13 protein-coding genes are annotated in these 20,166 nt (G+C 49.9%); 1 reads left to right on the top strand and 12 read right to left on the bottom strand.

What is annotated here, in order from left to right; all coding sequences use genetic code 11:
• Window positions 1-70 precede the first annotated feature (70 nt).
• From AC1DF0_RS07535 to AC1DF0_RS07515, 5 genes are all read right to left on the bottom strand, one after another.
• The gene (locus AC1DF0_RS07535; protein WP_442049929.1) at window positions 71-955 is read right to left on the bottom strand and encodes a carbohydrate ABC transporter permease; all 885 of its coding nucleotides are present in this window, start codon (window positions 953-955) and stop codon (window positions 71-73) included.
• 32 nt (window positions 956-987) lie between these two features.
• Window positions 988-1,902: an ABC transporter permease gene (locus AC1DF0_RS07530; RefSeq protein WP_442049930.1), complete on the bottom strand. Its 915-nt coding sequence runs from the start codon at window positions 1,900-1,902 to the stop codon at window positions 988-990.
• Between the two features lie 105 nt (window positions 1,903-2,007).
• Window positions 2,008-3,795: a sensor histidine kinase gene (locus tag AC1DF0_RS07525; RefSeq protein WP_477573558.1), complete on the bottom strand. Its 1,788-nt coding sequence runs from the start codon at window positions 3,793-3,795 to the stop codon at window positions 2,008-2,010.
• Window position 3,796: 1 nt separating this feature from the next.
• Window positions 3,797-5,395: a response regulator gene (locus tag AC1DF0_RS07520; protein WP_442049932.1), complete on the bottom strand. Its 1,599-nt coding sequence runs from the start codon at window positions 5,393-5,395 to the stop codon at window positions 3,797-3,799.
• A gap of 20 nt (window positions 5,396-5,415) precedes the next feature.
• Entirely contained in the window at window positions 5,416-6,702 is a 1,287-nt protein-coding gene (locus AC1DF0_RS07515; RefSeq protein ID WP_442049933.1) for a cellulase-like family protein, read from the bottom strand.
• A 179-nt stretch (window positions 6,703-6,881) separates the two neighbouring features.
• Here AC1DF0_RS07515 and AC1DF0_RS07510 point away from each other — a divergent pair, with 179 nt between their 5' ends.
• On the top strand, window positions 6,882-7,760 hold the full coding sequence (locus AC1DF0_RS07510; RefSeq protein WP_477573557.1) for a helix-turn-helix domain-containing protein: 879 nt from the start codon (window positions 6,882-6,884) through the stop codon (window positions 7,758-7,760).
• Window positions 7,761-7,914: 154 nt separating this feature from the next.
• On the opposite strand, the gene AC1DF0_RS07505 is transcribed toward AC1DF0_RS07510, so the two are convergent.
• From AC1DF0_RS07505 to AC1DF0_RS07475, 7 genes are all read right to left on the bottom strand, one after another.
• A complete protein-coding gene (locus tag AC1DF0_RS07505) occupies window positions 7,915-10,227 on the bottom strand; it encodes a beta-galactosidase (RefSeq protein ID WP_477573556.1) in 2,313 nt (770 codons plus the stop codon).
• 35 nt (window positions 10,228-10,262) lie between these two features.
• The gene (locus AC1DF0_RS07500; protein ID WP_477573555.1) at window positions 10,263-12,239 is read right to left on the bottom strand and encodes a glycoside hydrolase family 2 protein; all 1,977 of its coding nucleotides are present in this window, start codon (window positions 12,237-12,239) and stop codon (window positions 10,263-10,265) included.
• A 36-nt stretch (window positions 12,240-12,275) separates the two neighbouring features.
• Window positions 12,276-15,617: a DUF5107 domain-containing protein gene (locus AC1DF0_RS07495; protein WP_477573554.1), complete on the bottom strand. Its 3,342-nt coding sequence runs from the start codon at window positions 15,615-15,617 to the stop codon at window positions 12,276-12,278.
• A gap of 189 nt (window positions 15,618-15,806) precedes the next feature.
• Window positions 15,807-16,961, bottom strand: a complete 1,155-nt coding sequence (locus AC1DF0_RS07490) for an AGE family epimerase/isomerase (RefSeq protein ID WP_477573553.1) — start codon at window positions 16,959-16,961, stop codon at window positions 15,807-15,809.
• Between the two features lie 116 nt (window positions 16,962-17,077).
• Window positions 17,078-18,346, bottom strand: a complete 1,269-nt coding sequence (gene ligD, locus AC1DF0_RS07485) for a DNA ligase D (RefSeq protein ID WP_442049939.1) — start codon at window positions 18,344-18,346, stop codon at window positions 17,078-17,080.
• Window positions 18,347-18,430: 84 nt separating this feature from the next.
• A complete protein-coding gene (locus tag AC1DF0_RS07480; RefSeq protein ID WP_477573552.1) occupies window positions 18,431-19,237 on the bottom strand; it encodes an aminoglycoside adenylyltransferase domain-containing protein in 807 nt (268 codons plus the stop codon).
• Between the two features lie 103 nt (window positions 19,238-19,340).
• A complete protein-coding gene (locus AC1DF0_RS07475; protein WP_477573551.1) occupies window positions 19,341-20,063 on the bottom strand; it encodes a ThuA domain-containing protein in 723 nt (240 codons plus the stop codon).
• Window positions 20,064-20,166: the final 103 nt, after the last annotated feature.

Below are 20,166 nucleotides of genomic sequence, written 5' to 3'. Positions count from 1 at the left end.
TTGGCAAGCTATATCAATCCGCGTAACGGATTCATACCGAACGAAACTGGTCTCTCACGTTGCCGATGGTTTAGCCCTTCACGGCACCGATCGTTACGCCTTTGACGAAATACTTCTGCACGAACGGGAATACGAGCAGAATCGGGCCTGTTGCGATAACCGTCATGGCCAGCTTGAACGTTTCCTTCGGCTGGTCGACCGCCCCGGCATATTGCGCCATCTGAGAGGACATGTTCACCGAGGACAGCATTTTGTATAGCATGTATTGCAATGGAATAAGTTGATCCTTGTCCACAAACATCATGGCCGTCCACCAATCGTTCCAATACGCCAGTGCCGTGAACAGCCCAATGGAGGCAAGCGCCGGCTTCGACAGCGGAAGCACCATCTGGAAGAAGATCCTGTACTCTCCCGCTCCGTCGATCTTAGCTGACTCGATTAGCGGTTCCGGTATCGATCCGCGAATAAAGCTGCGTAGAATAAGGACGAACATCACATTGAACATCGGAAGAAGGATCAAAACGCCCATTGTGTTCTTTAGCTCCAAATACTTCGTTACGAGAATGTAGAACGGAGCAAGTCCCCCGTTGAACAGCGTCGTGAAGAACAGGAAGAAGGCCAGCGCATTGCGATACTTTACTTCTTTGCGATACAGCACGTAAGCTGCCATCGTGGAGAACAGGAGGCCAATTGCCGTTCCGATGACTGTAATCATGATCGAAACACGGTAAGCGGAGAGTACCTCCGCAGGATACCGGAAGATGAAGGCGTACGCATCCAGCGAGAAGTCACGCGGCCAGAACCAAAAGCCTTCTTTCAGAACCGTACTCTCGGCGGAGAACGAACCCGCTATGAGAACGACGAAAGGAATAAAGGTTATTAATGAAATGACGCCGATAACGATGTAAGCAATCGAGGAAAACACCGGCGAAGAATTGAGCTTATTCGTTTCCATTTTTATCACCCGCTTGTCTAGGATAGCTTTGCTTAGAATAACGCTTGGTCTTTGTCATACCGTCTGACGAGATAGTTCGCCGTTAATATAATGATCAGCGTAAGAACCGACTGATAGAAGCCGACGGATGAGGCCATGCCGAAATCCTGCGTATTCACTAGCGAGCGGAAGACAAGCGTATCGATAATATCCGTTGCGTCCATCAGCGAGCCGTTGTTCCCGATCAACTGGTAGAACATATCGAATTCGCCCCGCATAATGCGGCCAAGCCCTAGCAGGATCAGAATAATCATCGTTGGCTTGAGCAGCGGAATCGTAATTCTCGTTATTTTCTGCCATCGCGAAGCGCCGTCGATCGTAGCTGCCTCGTATACTTCTTGATCGATACCTACAATTGCCGCCAAATAAAGAATACTGCCGTAGCCTACCCACTTCCATACATACAGTAAGGGCAGCAGGATGAACCAATACCAGGACGTCGAGTAAATATCGATGGCATCCAGGCCGAACTTCCTGAACAAAACGTTAACAATGCCGTATTCGTAGTTCAGAAAGTTGTATACGAATGCCGATACGGTTACCCAGGAGATGAAATAAGGAAGGAACAACATCGTTTGCGATATTTTCTTAAATAACTTCTTTGCAACTTCAGAGAGCAATATAGCCGTTACGATTGAAAACAACGTGTACAGCCCGAGAAAAGCAACGTTGTACAAAATCGTGTTGCGGGTAACGATCCACGCTTTGCCCGAAACAAAGAAGTACTCAAAGTTCTCAAAACCGTTCCAGGGGCTTCCGAATATGCCCTCGCGGTAGTTAAAATCTTTGAAAGCCATCACAATGCCCGCCATAGGCGCGTAAGCGAATATCAAAAAATAAACCGCTATCGGAATGAACATCGTGTATAGCGGCCAATGCCTTCGGAATTCTCCAAAAACTTGTTTCATGCAATCACCATCCGTAAGTTTCTATCAGCTATGGCTTAAGTTTACCGCCCTGCGAATGTGAAACCTACGGGACAAAGTTACGATCATCTTCGAAAATCTGCGCTGCTACAAGCTGGTCTTCGCAAGCGGCAATCTGATCGTGACGGTCGTCCCCTCTCCGATTGTGCTGGCGAAGCTAAGCCCGCAGTCGCTTCCGAACAACAAGGCGATACGCTCCTGAATATTGCGCACGCCGAAGCCGCCGGTATGCTTGCTGCTCTTGCCCGCAAGAGCTCCTGCCATTCGCGTCTCGTCCATTCCGATGCCATCATCACGGATATGCAGCTGTAAAAATCCGTCCTTGGCTTCCGCTTGAATCTTAATGATCCCGTTCTCCGAATCTTTCTCGCGAATGCCGTGAAGAATTGAGTTCTCCACGAGCGGCTGAAGGATGATCTTTGGCACTTCGCATTCCTTAAGCGACTCAGGCAAATCCACAATTAACTGAATGCCTCCGCCGAAACGCATATTTTGGATGTGAACGTAAGCCTCGACATGCTTCATTTCATTGCCGAGCGTAATCTTTTCACGTCCGTTGGAGAGGCTCAGCTTATAGAACACCGCCAGCTCCTCGACGACGCTGGAAATATCCTTTTCTTCGCTTTCGATCGCCATAATATTGATCAAATCCAGCGTGTTATATAAGAAATGAGGATTGATTTGCGCCTGAAGCGCTTTAAGCTCCTTGTTCTTCACTTCGCGGCCCAGCTGATACGTCTCGTCCATCAGCTTGCCGATATTTTGCACCATCGTGTTGTAGGTTTGAATCAATTCCCCGATTTCGTCTCGACCTTCGGGAAGCTGCGCCGCATGGAAGTTGCCGTCCTTGATCTTCCGCATATGGCGGCTTAACTGCCTCATCCTGCGGGTAGACGAGCCTGCGACAAAAAACGATAATGGCAGGACGAACGGAATAACGATCAGAAAGATCGATAGGAGACGGTTGCGGGAATGATAGATCGTCGCCAATATATCCGCTTCCGGTACGACAACGACTAGCCTCATCGCCGTATTTTGTACGGATGTAGCGCCTATTAGCAGTTCTTTGCCCTGATAGCTGACACGTTCGCCCCATCGATACGTGTCTTCTCCGATGCTTTTGTTATCGCTTATGATTCGTAAAACATCCTCTGCCTTTAAATTCGCTTCCGTGCTTGCGCTTAACAAATCGCCTCGTTCGTTGAATAGAAAAGCAGAAGTATGAGGAGTCAATTTCGCGTGATCGAGCACGCTTCGAAGGGAGGATACATGAATTTGGGCGCTGGCAAGACCGGAGAAGCTGATGACGCTGTGCTCCTCCGGAATTTTGCGCATAATTACGATTCGATTGTCATCGGCTTCCCGATCCAATACCGATGCGGGCACCCATGAGAAATACTGTCTCGATTCCTTGAACTTCCGAAGCCACACCCGATCGGCAATATGATCCATCCTCAAGTAGTCGTCGTTCCCGGGCTCGCCGGCAAGCCCCGCCTGCAAGTAAAGCCGCACGTTCTCTATATCCTGATTGTATGGGAATTGATGCAGCACCCTATCGACGCGGTTCGCATCCATCGACCATTCGTTGACGTCTGCGTAGCCTGTCGTTTTGCCCGCTTCGCGCTGAATCAGATCGTTGAAGGAAATAAAATTCAGCACCTCATGAATCGAATTGGCTTTGTACTCGAGGTAGGACTTCGTTTCGTCCATTGTCTTGATTGCTGATATATCGGCCTGCGCCTTGCTTTCTTTGGCGCTCATGCTTAGATGAATGTAGAGCAGCAGTATAAACGGAACGAATACCGCGAACAGAACGGCTGCGAACAGCTTGTAACGAATGCCCAGATCCGACCATAGACGCATCAGCCTCGTCATCTCAATGTCCCAGCCTTTCACGGTATTCGGTTGGCGTACAGCCGGCATATTTTTTGAAGAAGGTCGTAAAATAGTTCGGATCGGAGAAGCCAACAGCCTGCGCGATCGCGTAGAGCTTCAGCTCCTGATCGGCGAGAAGCTCCATCGCTTTCTCTACCCGTACTCCCGTCATAAATTCCTTGATTGTCTGACCGCTTTGTTTCTTAAAGAAGGAGCATAAATACGTTTCGCTTAATCCAACGTGATCGGCAATCATCTGAATACCGAAGCCCTTCTCCTGATAGTTGGCATGAATGAACTTGACGATCTCTCTCATCTTCCCTGCGCTGCCCGTACCCTCGTCCCGATCGAACAGGTCAAGGAAAGAGAGCACGTATTGATGGAGTCGGTCCAGATCCGGTATAACGTCGATTTCCTTCCAAATATAGCGGCTTTCCCCGCCTTCCTCCTTGTCGGTCAGTCCCTGCTGAAGCGCGATCTCCAGTACGATAAGAAGAAATTGGAAGTATACGTCCTTCACCCGTATAATGTCCAGATCCTTGCGTTGCCTCGCTCTCTCAGTCAGTCCCTTAATAATGCGGCCTGCCTCGGCAGCATCGCCCTTGCGAACCGCTTCGCGAAACCTCTTCAGCTCATCCCAATCCGTATCCAGCGGCTCGTTCAGCCGCTCCTCCGAAGGAAAGGCGATCTCGCCATAAGGCCTGTAAAATTGCAAATTTCCCGCATCAACCGCCGTGCGGTAAGCATGCGGGATATCGAGCAACTGCAGTGCCGGTTGTCCGACGCCCATAAGGAAGGAAATATCGGGACCGAGACAGCGTCTAAGCAGATCCATCAGCTGCTCCAGCCTTTCCCTGCCTGCCGTGTAAGCGGATCCATATCGTCCCGGCATAATGACAATAAGCCAGTTCTGCGAATCAAAGCCGGCGATCGAGCGCCATTCGAGCATTTCTCCGCTTTTGGACAAGGCGCTAAGCAGCTCCTCCTGCACGATCCGAGCTTCCTTCGGAATATCCGATAAGCGCCAAAACAAAGGTGCAACCGCTACCGTGAAGCTCCCATCGGCCGGCAGGAGAAACGTATCGCGATCCATAAGAGCCGGCAGTATATGCGGAGAATTCGGTTCCGTAACAAGCTTCCGTACCATCTCCCGCCGCAGAATCGGCAGGTTCTCGTCGAAGCTGGCTTGCAATCGGAGTCCCTCCGTCTTCTTGTCGACATCCGCCCTGCGGGCACGGACGGCATCGCCGACGACCTCCAGAATTCGCGCCGGATTAATCGGTTTCTCTATGAATTGGAACGCTTGTAATTGGATGGCGGAAAACAAATATTCTTTGTCCGAGAACCCGCTAAGGAAAATGAGCTTGGCATCCGAATCCAGCAGCCGCAGCCGCCTCGCGAATTCGATGCCGTCCATCTTCGGCATGCGAATGTCGCAAAGAATGATGTCCGGCAGCCATTTCTCCGCCAGCTCCAGTGCCAACATCCCGTTTTTGACCGACTCGATCATCGTTATGCCAAGCGATTCCCATCCAATGCGATGATGAAGAAATTCTCTCGTACGCACCTCGTCGTCAATAATGAGAAGCTTCATTTCCATTAGCCGTTCCCCCTGTGCTGTTATTCCGAGTCCAAAATAAACTGATTCCACTTGCGCTGCCATGCAATATCGCTCCAAAACGGATGATGAGGCGCACAGTTCGAGCATAACGTCATGCCCCAGAAGCCAAGCTTCATCCCTTTGCGAAGGGCATATTCAGCGATGAACTTCCCGACCGGCCCTTCCTCGAAGCCGGCATGAAGCGGCGTATAGCCGACATAGCCTTCGCCAATCACGATCGGAATATCGTAATGCCGCACCCAATCGTGGATTTCCTCGAAACGGAAATCCGTCTTCTGCAGCATCGCTTCCTTATGGGCGCCATAGCGATCGTATAAGTATAAATCCCACTGGTCAGGATCGGACCAATCATGCAAATAGATGAGCTTCACTCCTACCGGATTGCCTTCCATTCGCCATTCTTGTCCTTCAGGGAGAGTCCATCGATCAAATGGCGGCGCATCCTCTCTTAACAGCGACTTGACGAAGGGATTCGGAAACGGCGTCGATTCGTCATTCAATCCCGCTGCGTCCATCAGCTCGTTAAGCACGCCTTTGATATATAAATGATAGTGCGCGACCTGCATATTGCGGGCGACGTATGCTTTCGGGTAGGCTTCGTTCAGCGTATAGCTCGCCGTCATCAGGATGTCGGGATGCTGCTCCCGCAAATAGCCGACCGCCTCCTCGATATAAGGCTGCATCGCCTCGACAAGCTCGGGCGTATTCGATTCAGGGATGCCACGGCTCGTTCCGACGGCGGTCAATTGGCCGAACTCCACTTCGTTATGAAGCTCTGCATATACGATTTGCCCCCCATAGCCTTCCTCTTTGATATAACGAATGAGTTGATTCATAGACGACGCTATTGCCATGAAGCGCTCCTCCGGCGGTATGGCGGCCAGTTGGTCGCGCAGCTCAGGATGAGCGAGGAAACTCGGGCTTTGCTGATATTCCCAGGAAGACAACATAATGTAGCAGTTATGCGCCTTCGCCTGCTTGAACAGCTCAAGCAGATGGGCATGTCCGTCCAGCTCGGCTCCGCCGCGGCAATTATACCAGCGCGTACGCTGGCCCACCTCGCCGAGATTGCCGAACTTCAGCGGACCGGGCCGCTTCCCCTCCGCCGTGAACAGCATGAACGGCATCGCGCATATTCGGATCGTATTGTAGCCTCTTTCTACGGCCTCTTCGAATCTTGCAGCAAGATCACTATACGGTTCGCCTGGCAGTGTCATCGTATACCACGAGAAATCCCACATCGTTATCGTTAGCTTTCGCGGCAGGCGTTTCATAATTTCGTTCATATGATTTTCGCTCCTTTATAACAAAAGAAATAATCTAGCAAATGTATGCTTATCGCATTCTATTCAAAGCTTACAGGAGGATTGGGCACCGAACAATTGACAATCCACTGTTAATGATAGATTATATTCTTATTATTGATGCTAGAGGTCTAACGAAGGACAGGTGGATCATGGATCAGATGACGACGAGCTTTGATTGGGAGAAGCTGTACGTTCTGCCTCACTACGTTCTCGATGAAGTGAAATCCCATCCGCTCACGAGAGAGGCGTATATTACCGATATTGGCTGTTTTCACCAAGCCCATAATCATTTCCGTGAAAGGCCGACGGGATGCGACACCTACATTTTCATTTATTGCGCCGGCGGAGCAGGCTGGGTTCAAACGAAAGACAACGAGCGAATCCGCATCACGGAACGGCAGTTCATTTTCATTCCGGCTGGCATCCCCCATGCATACGGTGCAGATGACGAGAATCCATGGACCATCTACTGGTTTCACCTAAGCGGAACGCAGATCGCCGATTTCTTGCTTCTGCTGGATGCTGAAGCGTCGCCGTCACTGGTCATTCTGCCGGCAAGAGACGAAACGAAGTTTCTCGAGCTATATCACCAATGCTACGATTTGCTATCGTCCAAGTCATACTCGCTGGTCCATCTCGTGGAAGTATCGCAAACGATCCGCTATTTGCTCAGCTTCGTCATTTCGATCGCTGCCCGCAGGGAAGACAGCAAATCGCAGGGCCATATCGAGAAAGCGATCCGATATTTAAGCGAGCACTTGGAGTCTTCCGTTACGCTGGACGATATCGGGCGTCACGTCCAAGTATCCAAGCAGCATCTCAACTTTATGTTCAAGCAGTCCACCGGCTATTCGCCAGTCGACTACTACTTGCGCATGAAGATACAACGGGCTGGACAGATGCTGGATCTGTCGAATGCCTCAATCAAAGAAATAAGCACGATGCTCGGCTTTAAGGATCCGTATTACTTCTCGAGACTGTTCAAAAAAATGAACGGCTGCTCTCCTTCCGAATACCGTAATCAACCAAAAGGTTGAGCCGCCTCGCCCCCACTGACAGCCGCATGACCGAATAGAGCTGAATAGGTATACAAACTATCTCTATTTCTTATAAAGCCGAACGGTTAATAGAATAAAAGGGACACCCTATAAGCCTAGTGGCTTTAGGGGTGTCCCTCTTGTTGTTCGGTTGCTATTTTATTTTGCGGTAGAGAGCAGCGCCGTAATAAGGTACTGGCTGTATTTGATGGAATACGGCCAATTCCACGCCTTCGAACCGTTCGACTAACGCTTGATTCACGAACGTATGGACCGTTCCTTTGCGCAGCGGCGTGATCGCAAGATGGAGCTGACGGTTCTCGAGATCGTCCTTGAACTGCTTCAAGCCGATCGGCCAAACTTCGCCGTAGTGAATATGGTCCGTTATGAGCCGGTTGTCCAAGTAGGCAGCTGCAACGTCCCCGTCGTATTCCACTTGCAGGAATAGATCGGACACTTGACTCGGCCAGTTCGGATCGATCTCAACGATTGCGCTTCGCTCCTGCGGATGCTCGATACGGATGCTCGGCTCGTAAGCCTCAACCTCAATCCGATACGACTGGAACACCCCCGCCTGTCCTGTAGACAATAGGCCATGATCCGCGGACACCTCCTCGGGTACTGGAGGAAATACGTTTATCTCCCACTGTTCCTTCCCTTCGGAAGTCATCATCAACCGTTCATTTTTCGTATAGAGACGGCTTTCGCTGATGAACAGCCTCTCTTCGCCCCATAGCTTGAATTTATAAACCTGAAGCGCTTCTTCTCTTGTCAGAACGAGTATTTGAACGGTTTCATCATTGGCCAAAGTAACTTCCAGCGCATGCTGCTTGCCGACTAGCGGCTTAACGACGATGACATCCGTTTCGAGCGTAATCACAGCGGATGGCTGCGACACTTGCGCCGTCGTTGCACGGTTCAATACGATTTCGGGCTCCAAGCCATCCTGCGCATAGAAGACTAACACGCGCTCATTTCCGTTCTCGATAGCGGTAAGCGGTTGTATCGTCGCAGATACAATGTGTACGCCGGCCATTTCGAGATGGAATGGAAGTACCGTGCTAACTCCTTGTTTCAACGTAAGCGAGCCTTGATGCGGGAACGAAACCTTACCTTTCGGCGTCTCCAGCTCAATCCGAACGTCTTCGCGATCGGGCAGCTCCAGATGGTCCTGGAAGTTGTTCAGGAACAGGAAGCCCGAACCGTCCTTCTGACGAACGCACCAACGAAGAGATTGCTTGTCCTCTGGATGAATGTCGGATTGTCCCTCGGGAAGAACCGTTCCCATTGGCGCGATGATCGAGCCGAATGTTTCCATGAAAAGTGCGAGCGAACGGATGCGATCATACGATTTGCCAACCCTGCCGAATTCGCCAAGCGGCGACTGATAATCGTATGTGATTTTCGGCAAGCCGTATTCATTCAGGTAGCCATGTTTGCCGACCGGATTGGAGCCGCCGTGATACATATAATACCCTAGCAGATTGCTGCCGCTCGCCAGCTTCACCAGCGTCATCGCTTCCACGCTCTCGGGACTTACATTCGGTCTTGCCGTGTAGCTGACTTGCATACCGCCTGCCATCTCGCAATAAGCGACCGGATAGTCCTGCGTTTCGTAATTCACGGCTTCCGAAGGCTTCACATGCAAATCGCGGTAAATGTATTCACCGCTCGGCGGCTGATTCGGTATCCATGGCGTATACGCATATCCGGCAAGCATAGGCAGCGTATCCGTCTCGGGCACCGCTGCGCCTCCCCATGCCGTAGCCGTATAGAACGCAGGCTTTATACCCGCCTCCTCGGCAAGCCGGCGAAGCTCGGCCAGATGCTCGTTGCCGCCTTTGCCCGACGACATGAACACGCCAGCCTTATATCCCCATGAATCCAGCGGAGCTCCGCAATGCATGTATTCATTCTCGAGCTGTACGCCGATAACCGGGCCGCCCTCGGCGAAATACGAGCCTTGCGCTTGCTTAGCAATTTGACGATACAGACGTCTTGTGAAGAACAAGTAACGCTCATCGTTGGAACGAATTTCTAGAGGTTTCTCGAATACCCAGTCCGGTATGCCGCCGTTTCTTACTTCGCCGTGACAGAACGGTCCGATTCGCAGGATGAGGCGTAATTCATGCTTGGCGCATAAATCGATAAAATGACGCAGATTACGGCTTTCGTCCCAGCGGAATATGCCCTCTTCCTCCTCATGGTAGTTCCAGAATACGTACGTGGCGATGATATTGACTCCGCCGGCTCTCATCTTTAGCAGCTCTTCCTCCCAATGCAGGTAAGAAAATCGTGAGAAGTGGAACTCGCCGACGACCGGCACGATCGGCTTGCCGTTCCATGTCATATAAAAGTTTGTAAAATCGAATGTATCCCCTTTTGGATTCACGGCGTTGCGGTTTGCCAGCTTTCCAGGTGTGATCGCCTTGTTCGGTACATCAAAATTCAGCTTATAAGTCGCCATGCCTATATTCCCTCCCATATTTCTATGTTTTATTTTTATAATTCCAATGCCTCTGACAGGGTTCCCTCTATGACCTTAAATCCGGTAGGACGGAATATCTCGTAACGGATATTGTCCGCTTGCTCAGCACTTTGCTCATACCATTCTATTGTCCACTGCTCGCCAGGCGAGAGAGAAGGAATGAATAGCGATTGCCATTCAGCCCCCGCCATCATCACCTTAAGGATATAACCTGAAACGCTATAGGAAGGGATGTCATTACGAACGGACAGTGTGAGTCTGATAGCCTCGGTCTCCTGTGCCCTCTCAACTTTAACCGTTATCGGCGCTCCGATCTCTCGCAATGCTTGATAAGACGGCTTCGGATTCCCGTAGACATCCGTCGTCCCGTGTACCCGCTGACGCAATCGCCCTACGCCTTCCTCTCCCATCTGCGTGCGATAATCGTTCAAGCTGAAGAAGATGAGCGCGGCAATTTGGTCATGCTTGCGATACTCTTCCGTCTTCTGCATTAAGATTTGAATTCGCCGGGGATCTCCTCCCTCGAATGCCGGTTCGCATAAGCCGTACTCCGCTACCGTCAACGGTTTATCCGGATAGGCGGCGTTAATTCGGCCAATCACTTCGGACTCGTCCAGCTCTCCATGCCAAGTGCCGATATAATCGTTCCACATCAGCAAGTCGCCGATGCCCGTCGCGTCTTTGGAAGGGACGGTATGGATGGAATTAGACACATAGTTAATAAACCGCGTGTTGTCCATTCGTTCGATATGCGTTCTTAGGTTGTTCATGTAAGCGACGGTTTGCGCCGATTGCCCGTTCACTTCATTGCCGATCCCCCATGCGTAGATGCAAGGATGATTAAAATGTCTCGTTATCATCTCCGCCGCATGCTGGAGGGCAACGGGAAGGAGCGCATCATCAGGCTCATCAGGCTGCTGCCAATGCGGAATTTCCTCCTGTACAAGCAACCCGTTCAGGTCGCACCAGTCAAGCAGCTTGCTGTCCTGCTGCCAATGAAATCTTGTAATGACGCAGTTCGCGTTCTTGATTTGTTCAAGCGATCGAATAAAGTCCTCCACCGTTTCCGCCATTCCGATATGGGGATTCGAGCCCGGCATCCATTCTACCCCCATTAATCGGACCGGTTCGCGGTTCAGCAGAAGTCTGCTGCCTTCATTCTTGATTTCCCTGAATCCTACAGGGATCGAAAGTTCATCCGTGTAAATACCATCTGCTTCAAGCATCAATTTCAACGTATACAAATGGGGGTGATCGAAATGCCATAACTTAATCTGATCTATCGTTATTTCGTTTATAGCAAAGCAGCCATTCTCGATGCGGACCGGATAGGCTTCCGATGCAATCAGCTTGTCCTGATACAAGACATTCACATGAACGGTTGGAAGCAAGTCGGAAGGCAGACCGTTATCCCACAGCTTGATTTGACCGCTGATCGTACCACGAGAAGCGGTGACGCTTGCCCCCTCAAATTCCGGCTTCGCGATGATTTTGGCATAATCGATCGCTGCGGCACCCGTTATGATCAAGGATACACCACGAATGATGCCGCCATCGTCCGCCCAGTCGAAGCTGTTCGACATCGGGAGCGCTTGATCACTGTTCTCGTTGTTAACGGACACCGTTAATACATTATGGTTTCCCGGTTTTGCTGCTTCCGTAATGTCAATGATAAACGTCGTATAACCGGAATGCTTATGTTCTCCGACCCGAATTCCGTTCAGCCATACGGTCGCATCCCGATAAATCGCATCGAACTGCAGCCGAAGCAGCTTCCCTTCCAGCTCAGTGGGAACGGCCAAATGATATGAATACCATGCCGTCCCTCGGTACTCTTCTAAGCCGTCCTCCACATTCCATGTATGAGGAATCTTTACTTCTCTTGCCGAATCGAGTTTATCGGCGTACCAATGATTACGCAATCCAATGCCGTCTGGATCAACGCGGAAACGCCAATTGTCTGTTAACGGGACACTTTCACGGTATGACATCGTCACTCGCTCCTTCTATCTTTTCATGATGCGATGTTAAGCAAGCGTCAGCTTCCGGTGAATAGCTGCACCTTGATGATTTCGATCCAACGCCAACGCCTCATCGAATGCCTGAGCTGCTTCGCTATTCTGATTCAAGCCAAGCAAACCAAGCCCTAGCATGAAACGGCAATGGATGCGGTTTCTATGGTTCAAATTCTCTTCGAATACAAGGAAATCCGGCAACGATACGGCAAAATAATCGATCTTCACGTCATCGAACATATGCTTCTCGGCAAAATCGATCAACTTGTTGAAGCGCCGCTTTGCTTCTTTCGTATTGTTCAACTTTAACCACGCCAATCCTTGATAGAAGATCATCTCAGGCGGCTGGTCATTATAATACATGGCGCTCGCCGGCTCTTCGAGCCCTTGCGACGCGGCTGTGAAAGCTGCAATTGCTTCCTTCTGCCGTCCTTGCGCCTCAAGCGCGCAGCCAAGATAATAATGGATATTGTTTTCCTGCGCGCCTTCAAGCTTCGCTTCGCCTAGATTAACCGGATTTTCAAGCGCCTTGCGCAGTATCCGTTCCGCCTCTGCGAACTGTTTCTCTCCGAGCGCCAGCTTCGCCAGCTCGACATGAGCTTGGATATATTGACCAAGCGTCTTGCCTTCGCCGCCCTCCCAAGGGTGGAACTGGCGCGCTGCGAGCAGCTCCGCTGCCTCCTCATAGAAGCCCAGCGTATTGTGAAGCGACACGAATTCGATATACAAATCATCGCGAGCTTCAACCAACCGGTTCTCCAGCTTCAGCTTAGCAAGCCTTTCCTCTGGCGACACCTGAATCTTCTTATACAGCTGATCCAATTCGTAGAACACCCTAGCATCTTTCTTGTCGCATGCGAATGCCGCTTCTAACGAGACTCTGGCCTTCTCCGGCTCGCCTTGCTTGTTATAATAGGCAAGCGCGAGGTTCCGCTGTACAACAGAGAACGAAGAATCAATGGCTGCGGATGCTTCCCACTGTTCGATCGCATCTTCAGGGCGTTTCTTGTCGTAGTACCAATTTCCTAGGAAATAACGAGCTTTTGCCGAGTCCGGCTGAAGACGAACGGCGAATTCCAATACCGTAAGGTCGAACAGCGTATTCGGGAAACAATATTCGGGTGAAACGGTCTCGCCCGCGTTCAAGTGCTTCCATGCAAGGTCGTTTTTCCCGATTTTAGCGTAACAGTAGCTTAGCGCATAATGAATCATTGGGTATGCGTTTGCTTGTTCATCAGGCGCGACTAAATGCAATACCTCTATCGCTTCTTCATAAAGTCCTGCCCCAGCGTAATCGGAAGCCAGCGCAATATAGTTATGCGGATCATTGCGCAAGAGCGCGGACAGCTCGCGAAGCGCATGATCGGCACCCTTCAGATCTCCTGCAAGTCTGCTAACTAGGAACCATTCATGATAAGCGCCGAAGTCGGCGATATCGAGCCCAATCGTTTCCACTGCGGAAGCCTTCGTTTCGTCCAATCGGCCAAGACGTCTCAGCAGAGCCGATCTAAGATCCCTTGCCTTGTAATGGCGCGCGTTCCGAACCAAGGAACGGTCGACCAGCTCGAGCGCTTCTTCGTACGAACCATTCTCCGCGGCGATCTGGGCCAGCGAGAAGTATCCGCTATCTTGCCAAGCAGCTGACCACACCGCTTTGTAAAATGCGGCGAACGCTTCCTTCAAGCGCCCTTGTTCCTTGAGCGACACGCCAAGCTGATAATACGCTTCACTGTCATAAGGATTCGGGTTGCGCCAGGTCAGGCTTGAAACTGCCTTACGGAAATGCTCTTCGCTCTTCGCGAACAATCCCCTACGGAGCAGCAGCGTACCGTACGCGACATTGATTCGAATATCCGATTCGTCTCGCTTCAAGCCCTCCAAGTAATAGGCTTCCGGTTCGAATGTGGCGTGACGGTATTGTTCCAAATGTAGACCGGCCAAATAAAGCTGCTCATTCGTCCGAATATCCTTCGGCTCAGACAATGGCTTCGCCGCTTCTGGAATATCCTCGATTTGTTGTTTCTTCGGTTGATAGCCGACCAATAACTTGCCTGAAGCATCCTTCACCGTCAGCCTGAGGTCATGCTCCTCGTCGTCCGCGTGCAGCGGAACCGTTGCCGTAAACGTGCTGCTCGGCGACAAATCTGCCGATTCCTTAACGTAATTTCGGTTCCGGCTGACAAGCTCAATCGTCACCCCTTCAATAGAGGACGTCGTGTAAGCTTGAATGGTAACTATTCCGGTTGCCGCGTCTATCTCCAGATTGACCGCCGCGTCTATTGTCGCGTTTTTGACAACCCCGATATTTTTGTAAGGCATAAAATATTGCTTGAACGATTTCTCTTCAAACGGCTGAAGCCATGTAAAGTCAGGCTGATTGTCGGTATACACGCCTGTCATGAGCTCGATGTACGGTCCGTCCTCGTCGGTCAAGCTTCGATCCCATGCTTGGCCGAACTCGCCGTTCCCCCACGTCCATTGTTTCTTGCCGGGTGAAATATGATGGTTGGCGACATGCAGCAAGCCCGCCTGCACGGAATGATCGTAGCCGCCTACGAAATTGTAATCCGACTTGTAGGCCATATAAGAAGTAGGAACGGGAATGTTCTTATACCGCGAAATATCGACGCCTTCCGAATAATCCATTTTGTAATACGTGCCCGTAGCAATCGGAAACTTGGAAACGTCGCGTTTGCCATGGTCGAAGACCGCGTGAACGTCTGGAGGGAATACCGACTGGGTATGATCGTTCACGGCTACAGCCGGGTTAGCCCACCAAAGGAAGGTCTGCGGTTCTTGCGTCCGATTGTACAGCTGGGCATGAATTTCCAAATAAGCCTTGCCCGGATGAAGCGTAAAGCCAGCCGTCACTTTCGTGCCGTACATACGGTCAATTTCGCTCACCCATACGGTTGCGCTGCCGTCCTCATTTTCGGTCATCTTGTATTCCACCGGTCCGAACGTATTCGGACGATGATGCTGCGGCCAGTTAAACTCGATGCCGCCTGAGATCCAAGGTCCTGCAAGACCTACAAGCGCAGGTTTGATAACCTGATTATAATATACGAAGTCGTATGCGTTCGTCTTATCGACAGCCCGATAAATTCTGCCGCCGATTTCCGGCATAATCTCAATTCGCAAATATTCGTTTTCCAATACGACAATCTTATATGGCTTGAGCTGCTTCTCATCTTCGATCTTATCGATGACTGGATGCGGATATACGCGTCCAGAGCTTCCTTGATAGACTCGTTTCTCTAGAAACATTGGATTTTTATCGGGTTTACCAACTCCGTAAGTCGGTATTTCGACGACTTCTTCCCATACGCGGCAATTCACCGTTTCCTGACTCATAAAACTCACTCCCTATAAGCATTTCAGCTGAATGATTGACTTTCAATACCTATAACTTTACAGGATAACGAGGCATCGAACCATTCACCATATTCGGAATGTGATGGATTATATTTTGATTTTGAACAGAAAAATAGACGACACTCCGGAGTGTCGTCTACATGTATGACTATTATTTCATGATGTGCATTACCACAAATACAAGTCATTGCCCTTCAGCTTAAAGATCGCTTCCATGAAATAATAGTCTCCGTAAATAATCGGCTCGTGATGCGCTTTGGCGTAATAAGCTGCTGACCCCTTCTGCACCAAACTATCCGATGCCTCCGTCCAGTCGATACGTGATTCGAGCGTCTTCAGAAGCTTGACTGCAGCATCCAGATAGACACCTTGCTCATATTGCCCCACCGCCTTCGCGATCTCAATCAGTCCGCAAGCGGCAATCGCCGCAGCCGTATCGTCCTCCAGCCTCGGTTCGGCTGGCTGTCTGAAGTCAACCGGAATGACGCCGTCTGCAGGAATATTAGCCATGAAGTAGTGAGCGATTCGCTTAGCCATATGCAAATATTCCTCTTTGCCGGTATGGATATAGCTCATCATGAAGCCGTACAGCGCCCAAGTCTGGCCTCTCGTCCAGGATGAACCCTCTTCGTAGCCTTGCCCGCCGTAAGTCTTAACGACACCGCCATTGAAAGGATCGAACTCAACGATATGGTTCACCGACCCGTCCGGTCTAACGAAAGCCGTCATTGCCGTGTCCGCATGTCTCATGGCAATCTGTTGGAAACGCGGATCGCCCGTTTCCTCTGTTGCCCAATACAGCAACGGAATGTTGAACATACAATCGATGATCGCCCAGCCTCTCGTATCGCCTTCGTTCAGATCGTTCCACGCGCGGATGAATCCTCCCGCCAGATTGAAGCGGCCTGCCAGCAGGTTGGCTGCGTGAAGCGCTCTTCGGCGGGAATCGGCGTTCTGCGTTACTTTGTAGTTGGCCACACTCGTTGGCAGCCACATGAAACCGACGTCATGATGAAGACCATAATAATCCTCGAAGCATTGATCGAGCTTCACTTCGGATATTTGCGCGATTTCCTTGTATTTCTCATTGCCCGTCTCATGGTGCATCAGCCACATCATGCCGCCCCAAAAACCATTCGTCCACCAGTTGATGCCGTCTGCATCCGCACCGGATGGATTATCCGCCGATCTATCGTCATGCGTACCGTTAATAGTCGTGTACGGAATCTTATGTTTCGATTTCTCGCTGACCCAATCCATCTTAGCCGTAATTTTAGCGATGACTTCTTGCAGCCAATCTTGTCGTTCAGTTGGAACCAACATTTTGATTAACCTTCTTTCCTATGAGGTATAGTTGTCTGTCATAGGCACATTATAGCTCCCTAAATCCGCTAATAATGTAGGTATGTTAACCGAAAATATTGTTTTCTTGCGGTCTTTTATGAGCCTCCGGTTTCTTTTAGCCGCCTAATGAGCTGTGTCAGCACACTAGAATTGTCCTGCTTCCAGAAATCAAGCATCGGACATGCCTTATCCGTTAGTCTGTCCAGCACGGTGCGTAGCGTGAATGCCTCCGCGTTAAGCCGCCCATTCACCTCATCCCAATACATTGGCGCTGCCACCGTTGCTTGGATGCTGCCTCTCGGGGAGTATGGACATACCATCGTCTTCCCTGGGGCATGCTGGACATAATCGACATAAAGCCGATTTCCGCGGTTTTTCTTTAACCGTTCCGTCGTGAAGTCTGTCGCGTGCTTCTCCGTAACATACTGCGCAACAAACTGCGTAAACACTCTTGTATCCTCATAAGTTAGACCAGAACGTGGGCCAAGCGGGATATGGATCTGCATCCCTTTGCCACCCGTTAATTTAGGGTAGCTTACGATACCGAAACCATCGAATACCGCTTTCATCTCTAAGGCCGCTTTCACGGCAAGCGATAGCTTATCCTTGCTGGGCGGGTCCAGATCGAACACAATATCGATGGGATGCTCCGTTCCGATCGTATGAAAGGGAATGTGGAATTCGATCGCAGCTTGATTGCCCAGCCACAACAGCGTTGCGAGATCATCGCATACGATATAATCGATGTCACCTTCGACATGGCTTCGGACAAAGTCTGGGGCGTAATCCGGACGATTTTTCTGATAAAAAGATTCCCCAGGCACCCCATGAGGATACCGAATCGTCGTTAGTGTCCGATTGCGCAAGAAAGGCAGCATCAAAGGAGAAATCCGAACCAAATAAGCGACATACTCTTCTTTGTCGATGCGAGCATCAGGCCATAACCACTTGGCAGGATTGGTTAGCTTCACTTCGCCATGAACGGCAGCGTTATCAATAATGAGCTTGTTCCATGTGCATTCGGTCCAGTCGGCGGATAGGCGAAATTCGCGGAAGATCGGCAGCGTCAACCGATCGTTCAGCATCGACTCAAACTGCAGCTCAACGCAAATGCTTGGCTTTATCCGAATCACACCGCTATTCCCCGCGTCGATCCGGTTCGCCATAATCGTCTGAATAAGCGTTTGTTTCTCCTCTGGACGAAGTCCGTAACTGAATGATCCAACTTCAACAATATTCGTGTTCTCTTGCAGCGCTGCCATAAAGCTTTGATTCGTTTCATCATACCCGGCAATAAAAAACAGACCGCTATACGGTCCGTTCGATTTAAGAAATAATGATGCCTTGCTCCTGTCAACTGCCATACGCGACTCCTTAATAGACTAGTAGGTTTTAGTCATCCATGTACGTATAGTAGATCCCCATCGACAGCAAAATTTATACATTTTTCATTCATGCGACAAATCATTCCAATCTTCAAAGACACGATTCGCTTCTAGATGAATATAACGAAGCAATGCCGCAAGGTCGGCCAAGCGCTGTTCATTCGAATGATAATAACGATCGGGAATACCGCGCTTTATGTTGATGGCTTCGTGTAGCAGCCCATGCCACTGTTGCGGAATAACTGTTATTCCATAATAACCCGCTTCAACCTTGCTTTTTATACGATGCTCTTTCAATGTATAGAGCTGCCGAAGCATGCCAAGCGTACACCATTCAACGGCCTCATCCAACTGCGTAATCGAAATATCGTCTAATCGATCGATCCAGCTAATCCAATACGTATTTAAATTATCAATTACGTATCTGACCAAATTTTCTGTCGCTATATCATAATGAAAGGATTGGTCCGAACCATACATCTTAATGCCATGATTTTTGAGAACCCACCACGTAATTGGATTGATATCGGAACCATAACCGTTTGAATGCACTTGTTTATTATAGTAGGTTAATAAAGGAGCACTATCAGCGTGTGGTTTTCCTAGATCGCTCGCAAGCAGGTATGCCCCCATAATGTCGGTCTGCGGAAATTCGATTTCAACCGCTTTATGAGCTGCGGAGATGGATTCGATATCGGACACTTTTGGAGGTTCGCGTAAAATGGCAATGAAATCGATATCGCTGGAGCCTTCAATAAAGTCCCCTAATGCAACCGAACCGTATAGATAAACGGATTCAATAATCGAATGGTCTTCACCGAAACCATTACATAGCTTATTCATGATTGATTCAACTACTTGCGGCAGCATAACAAGCTAGCTCCTTTCAAAATAGTGAAACCATACTGTACCTACAAGAATTATACATAAAAAAGACGCCAGGAACGTATCTACGTTCTGGCGTCTCATTGTTCTATTTAGGCGAAATGGTCTCAAGCGGCTTCGCATTGCCATATACAGGACGCTGACGCTCTACAGGCTTAGCCCATTTCACGGCGTTCGTAATGACGCGTTGAACGTCTTTGTTGTAATAAGTCGGATAGGTTTCGTGGCCCGGTCTGAAGTAAAATACTTTGCCGTTGCCGCGGGTGAACGTGCATCCGCTGCGGAAAATTTCGCCGCCTTCGAACCAGCTAGTGAAGATCAGCTCGTCCGGTGCAGGAATATCGAAGTGCTCGCCGTACATTTCTTCCTTCTCGAGCTCGATATATTCACCGATGCCTTCCGCGATCGGATGGCTTGGCGCCACGACCCACAGGCGCTCCTTCTCATCGGCTTCGCGCCATTTCAAATCGCAGCTCGTCCCCATCAGCACTTTGAAGATTTTGGAGAAATGGCCCGAGTGAAGGACGATCAGCCCCATCCCGTCCAGTACGCGCTGGCGGACCTTCTGTACGATCTCGTCCTGTACTTGATCATGCGCAAGATGTCCCCACCATATGAGTACGTCCGTATTGTTCAATACTTCATCCGTTAAACCGTGCTCAGGCTCATCCAAAGTAGCTGTCCCAGCTTCATATCCAGCTTCCTTCAAAAAGGATGCGATTGTGCCATGTATGCCCTCAGGATATATTTCGCCGACTAGCGGATTTTGTTTCTCATGACGATTTTCATTCCATACCGTTACTTTAACCATGTAGAAGAACTCTCCTTCTTGTTAATGTTATTGTTACTCCCAGTATAGAAAACGTGATCCGTCATGGGAATGCTTAATCATGCCTCTTTTGTATTCAAAAGTG

The sequence above is a fragment of the Paenibacillus sp. 05T425 genome, assembly GCF_056396205.1.
Note: the sequence above shows the minus strand (reverse complement) of the source record. Positions and strands in the feature narration are given on the sequence as shown.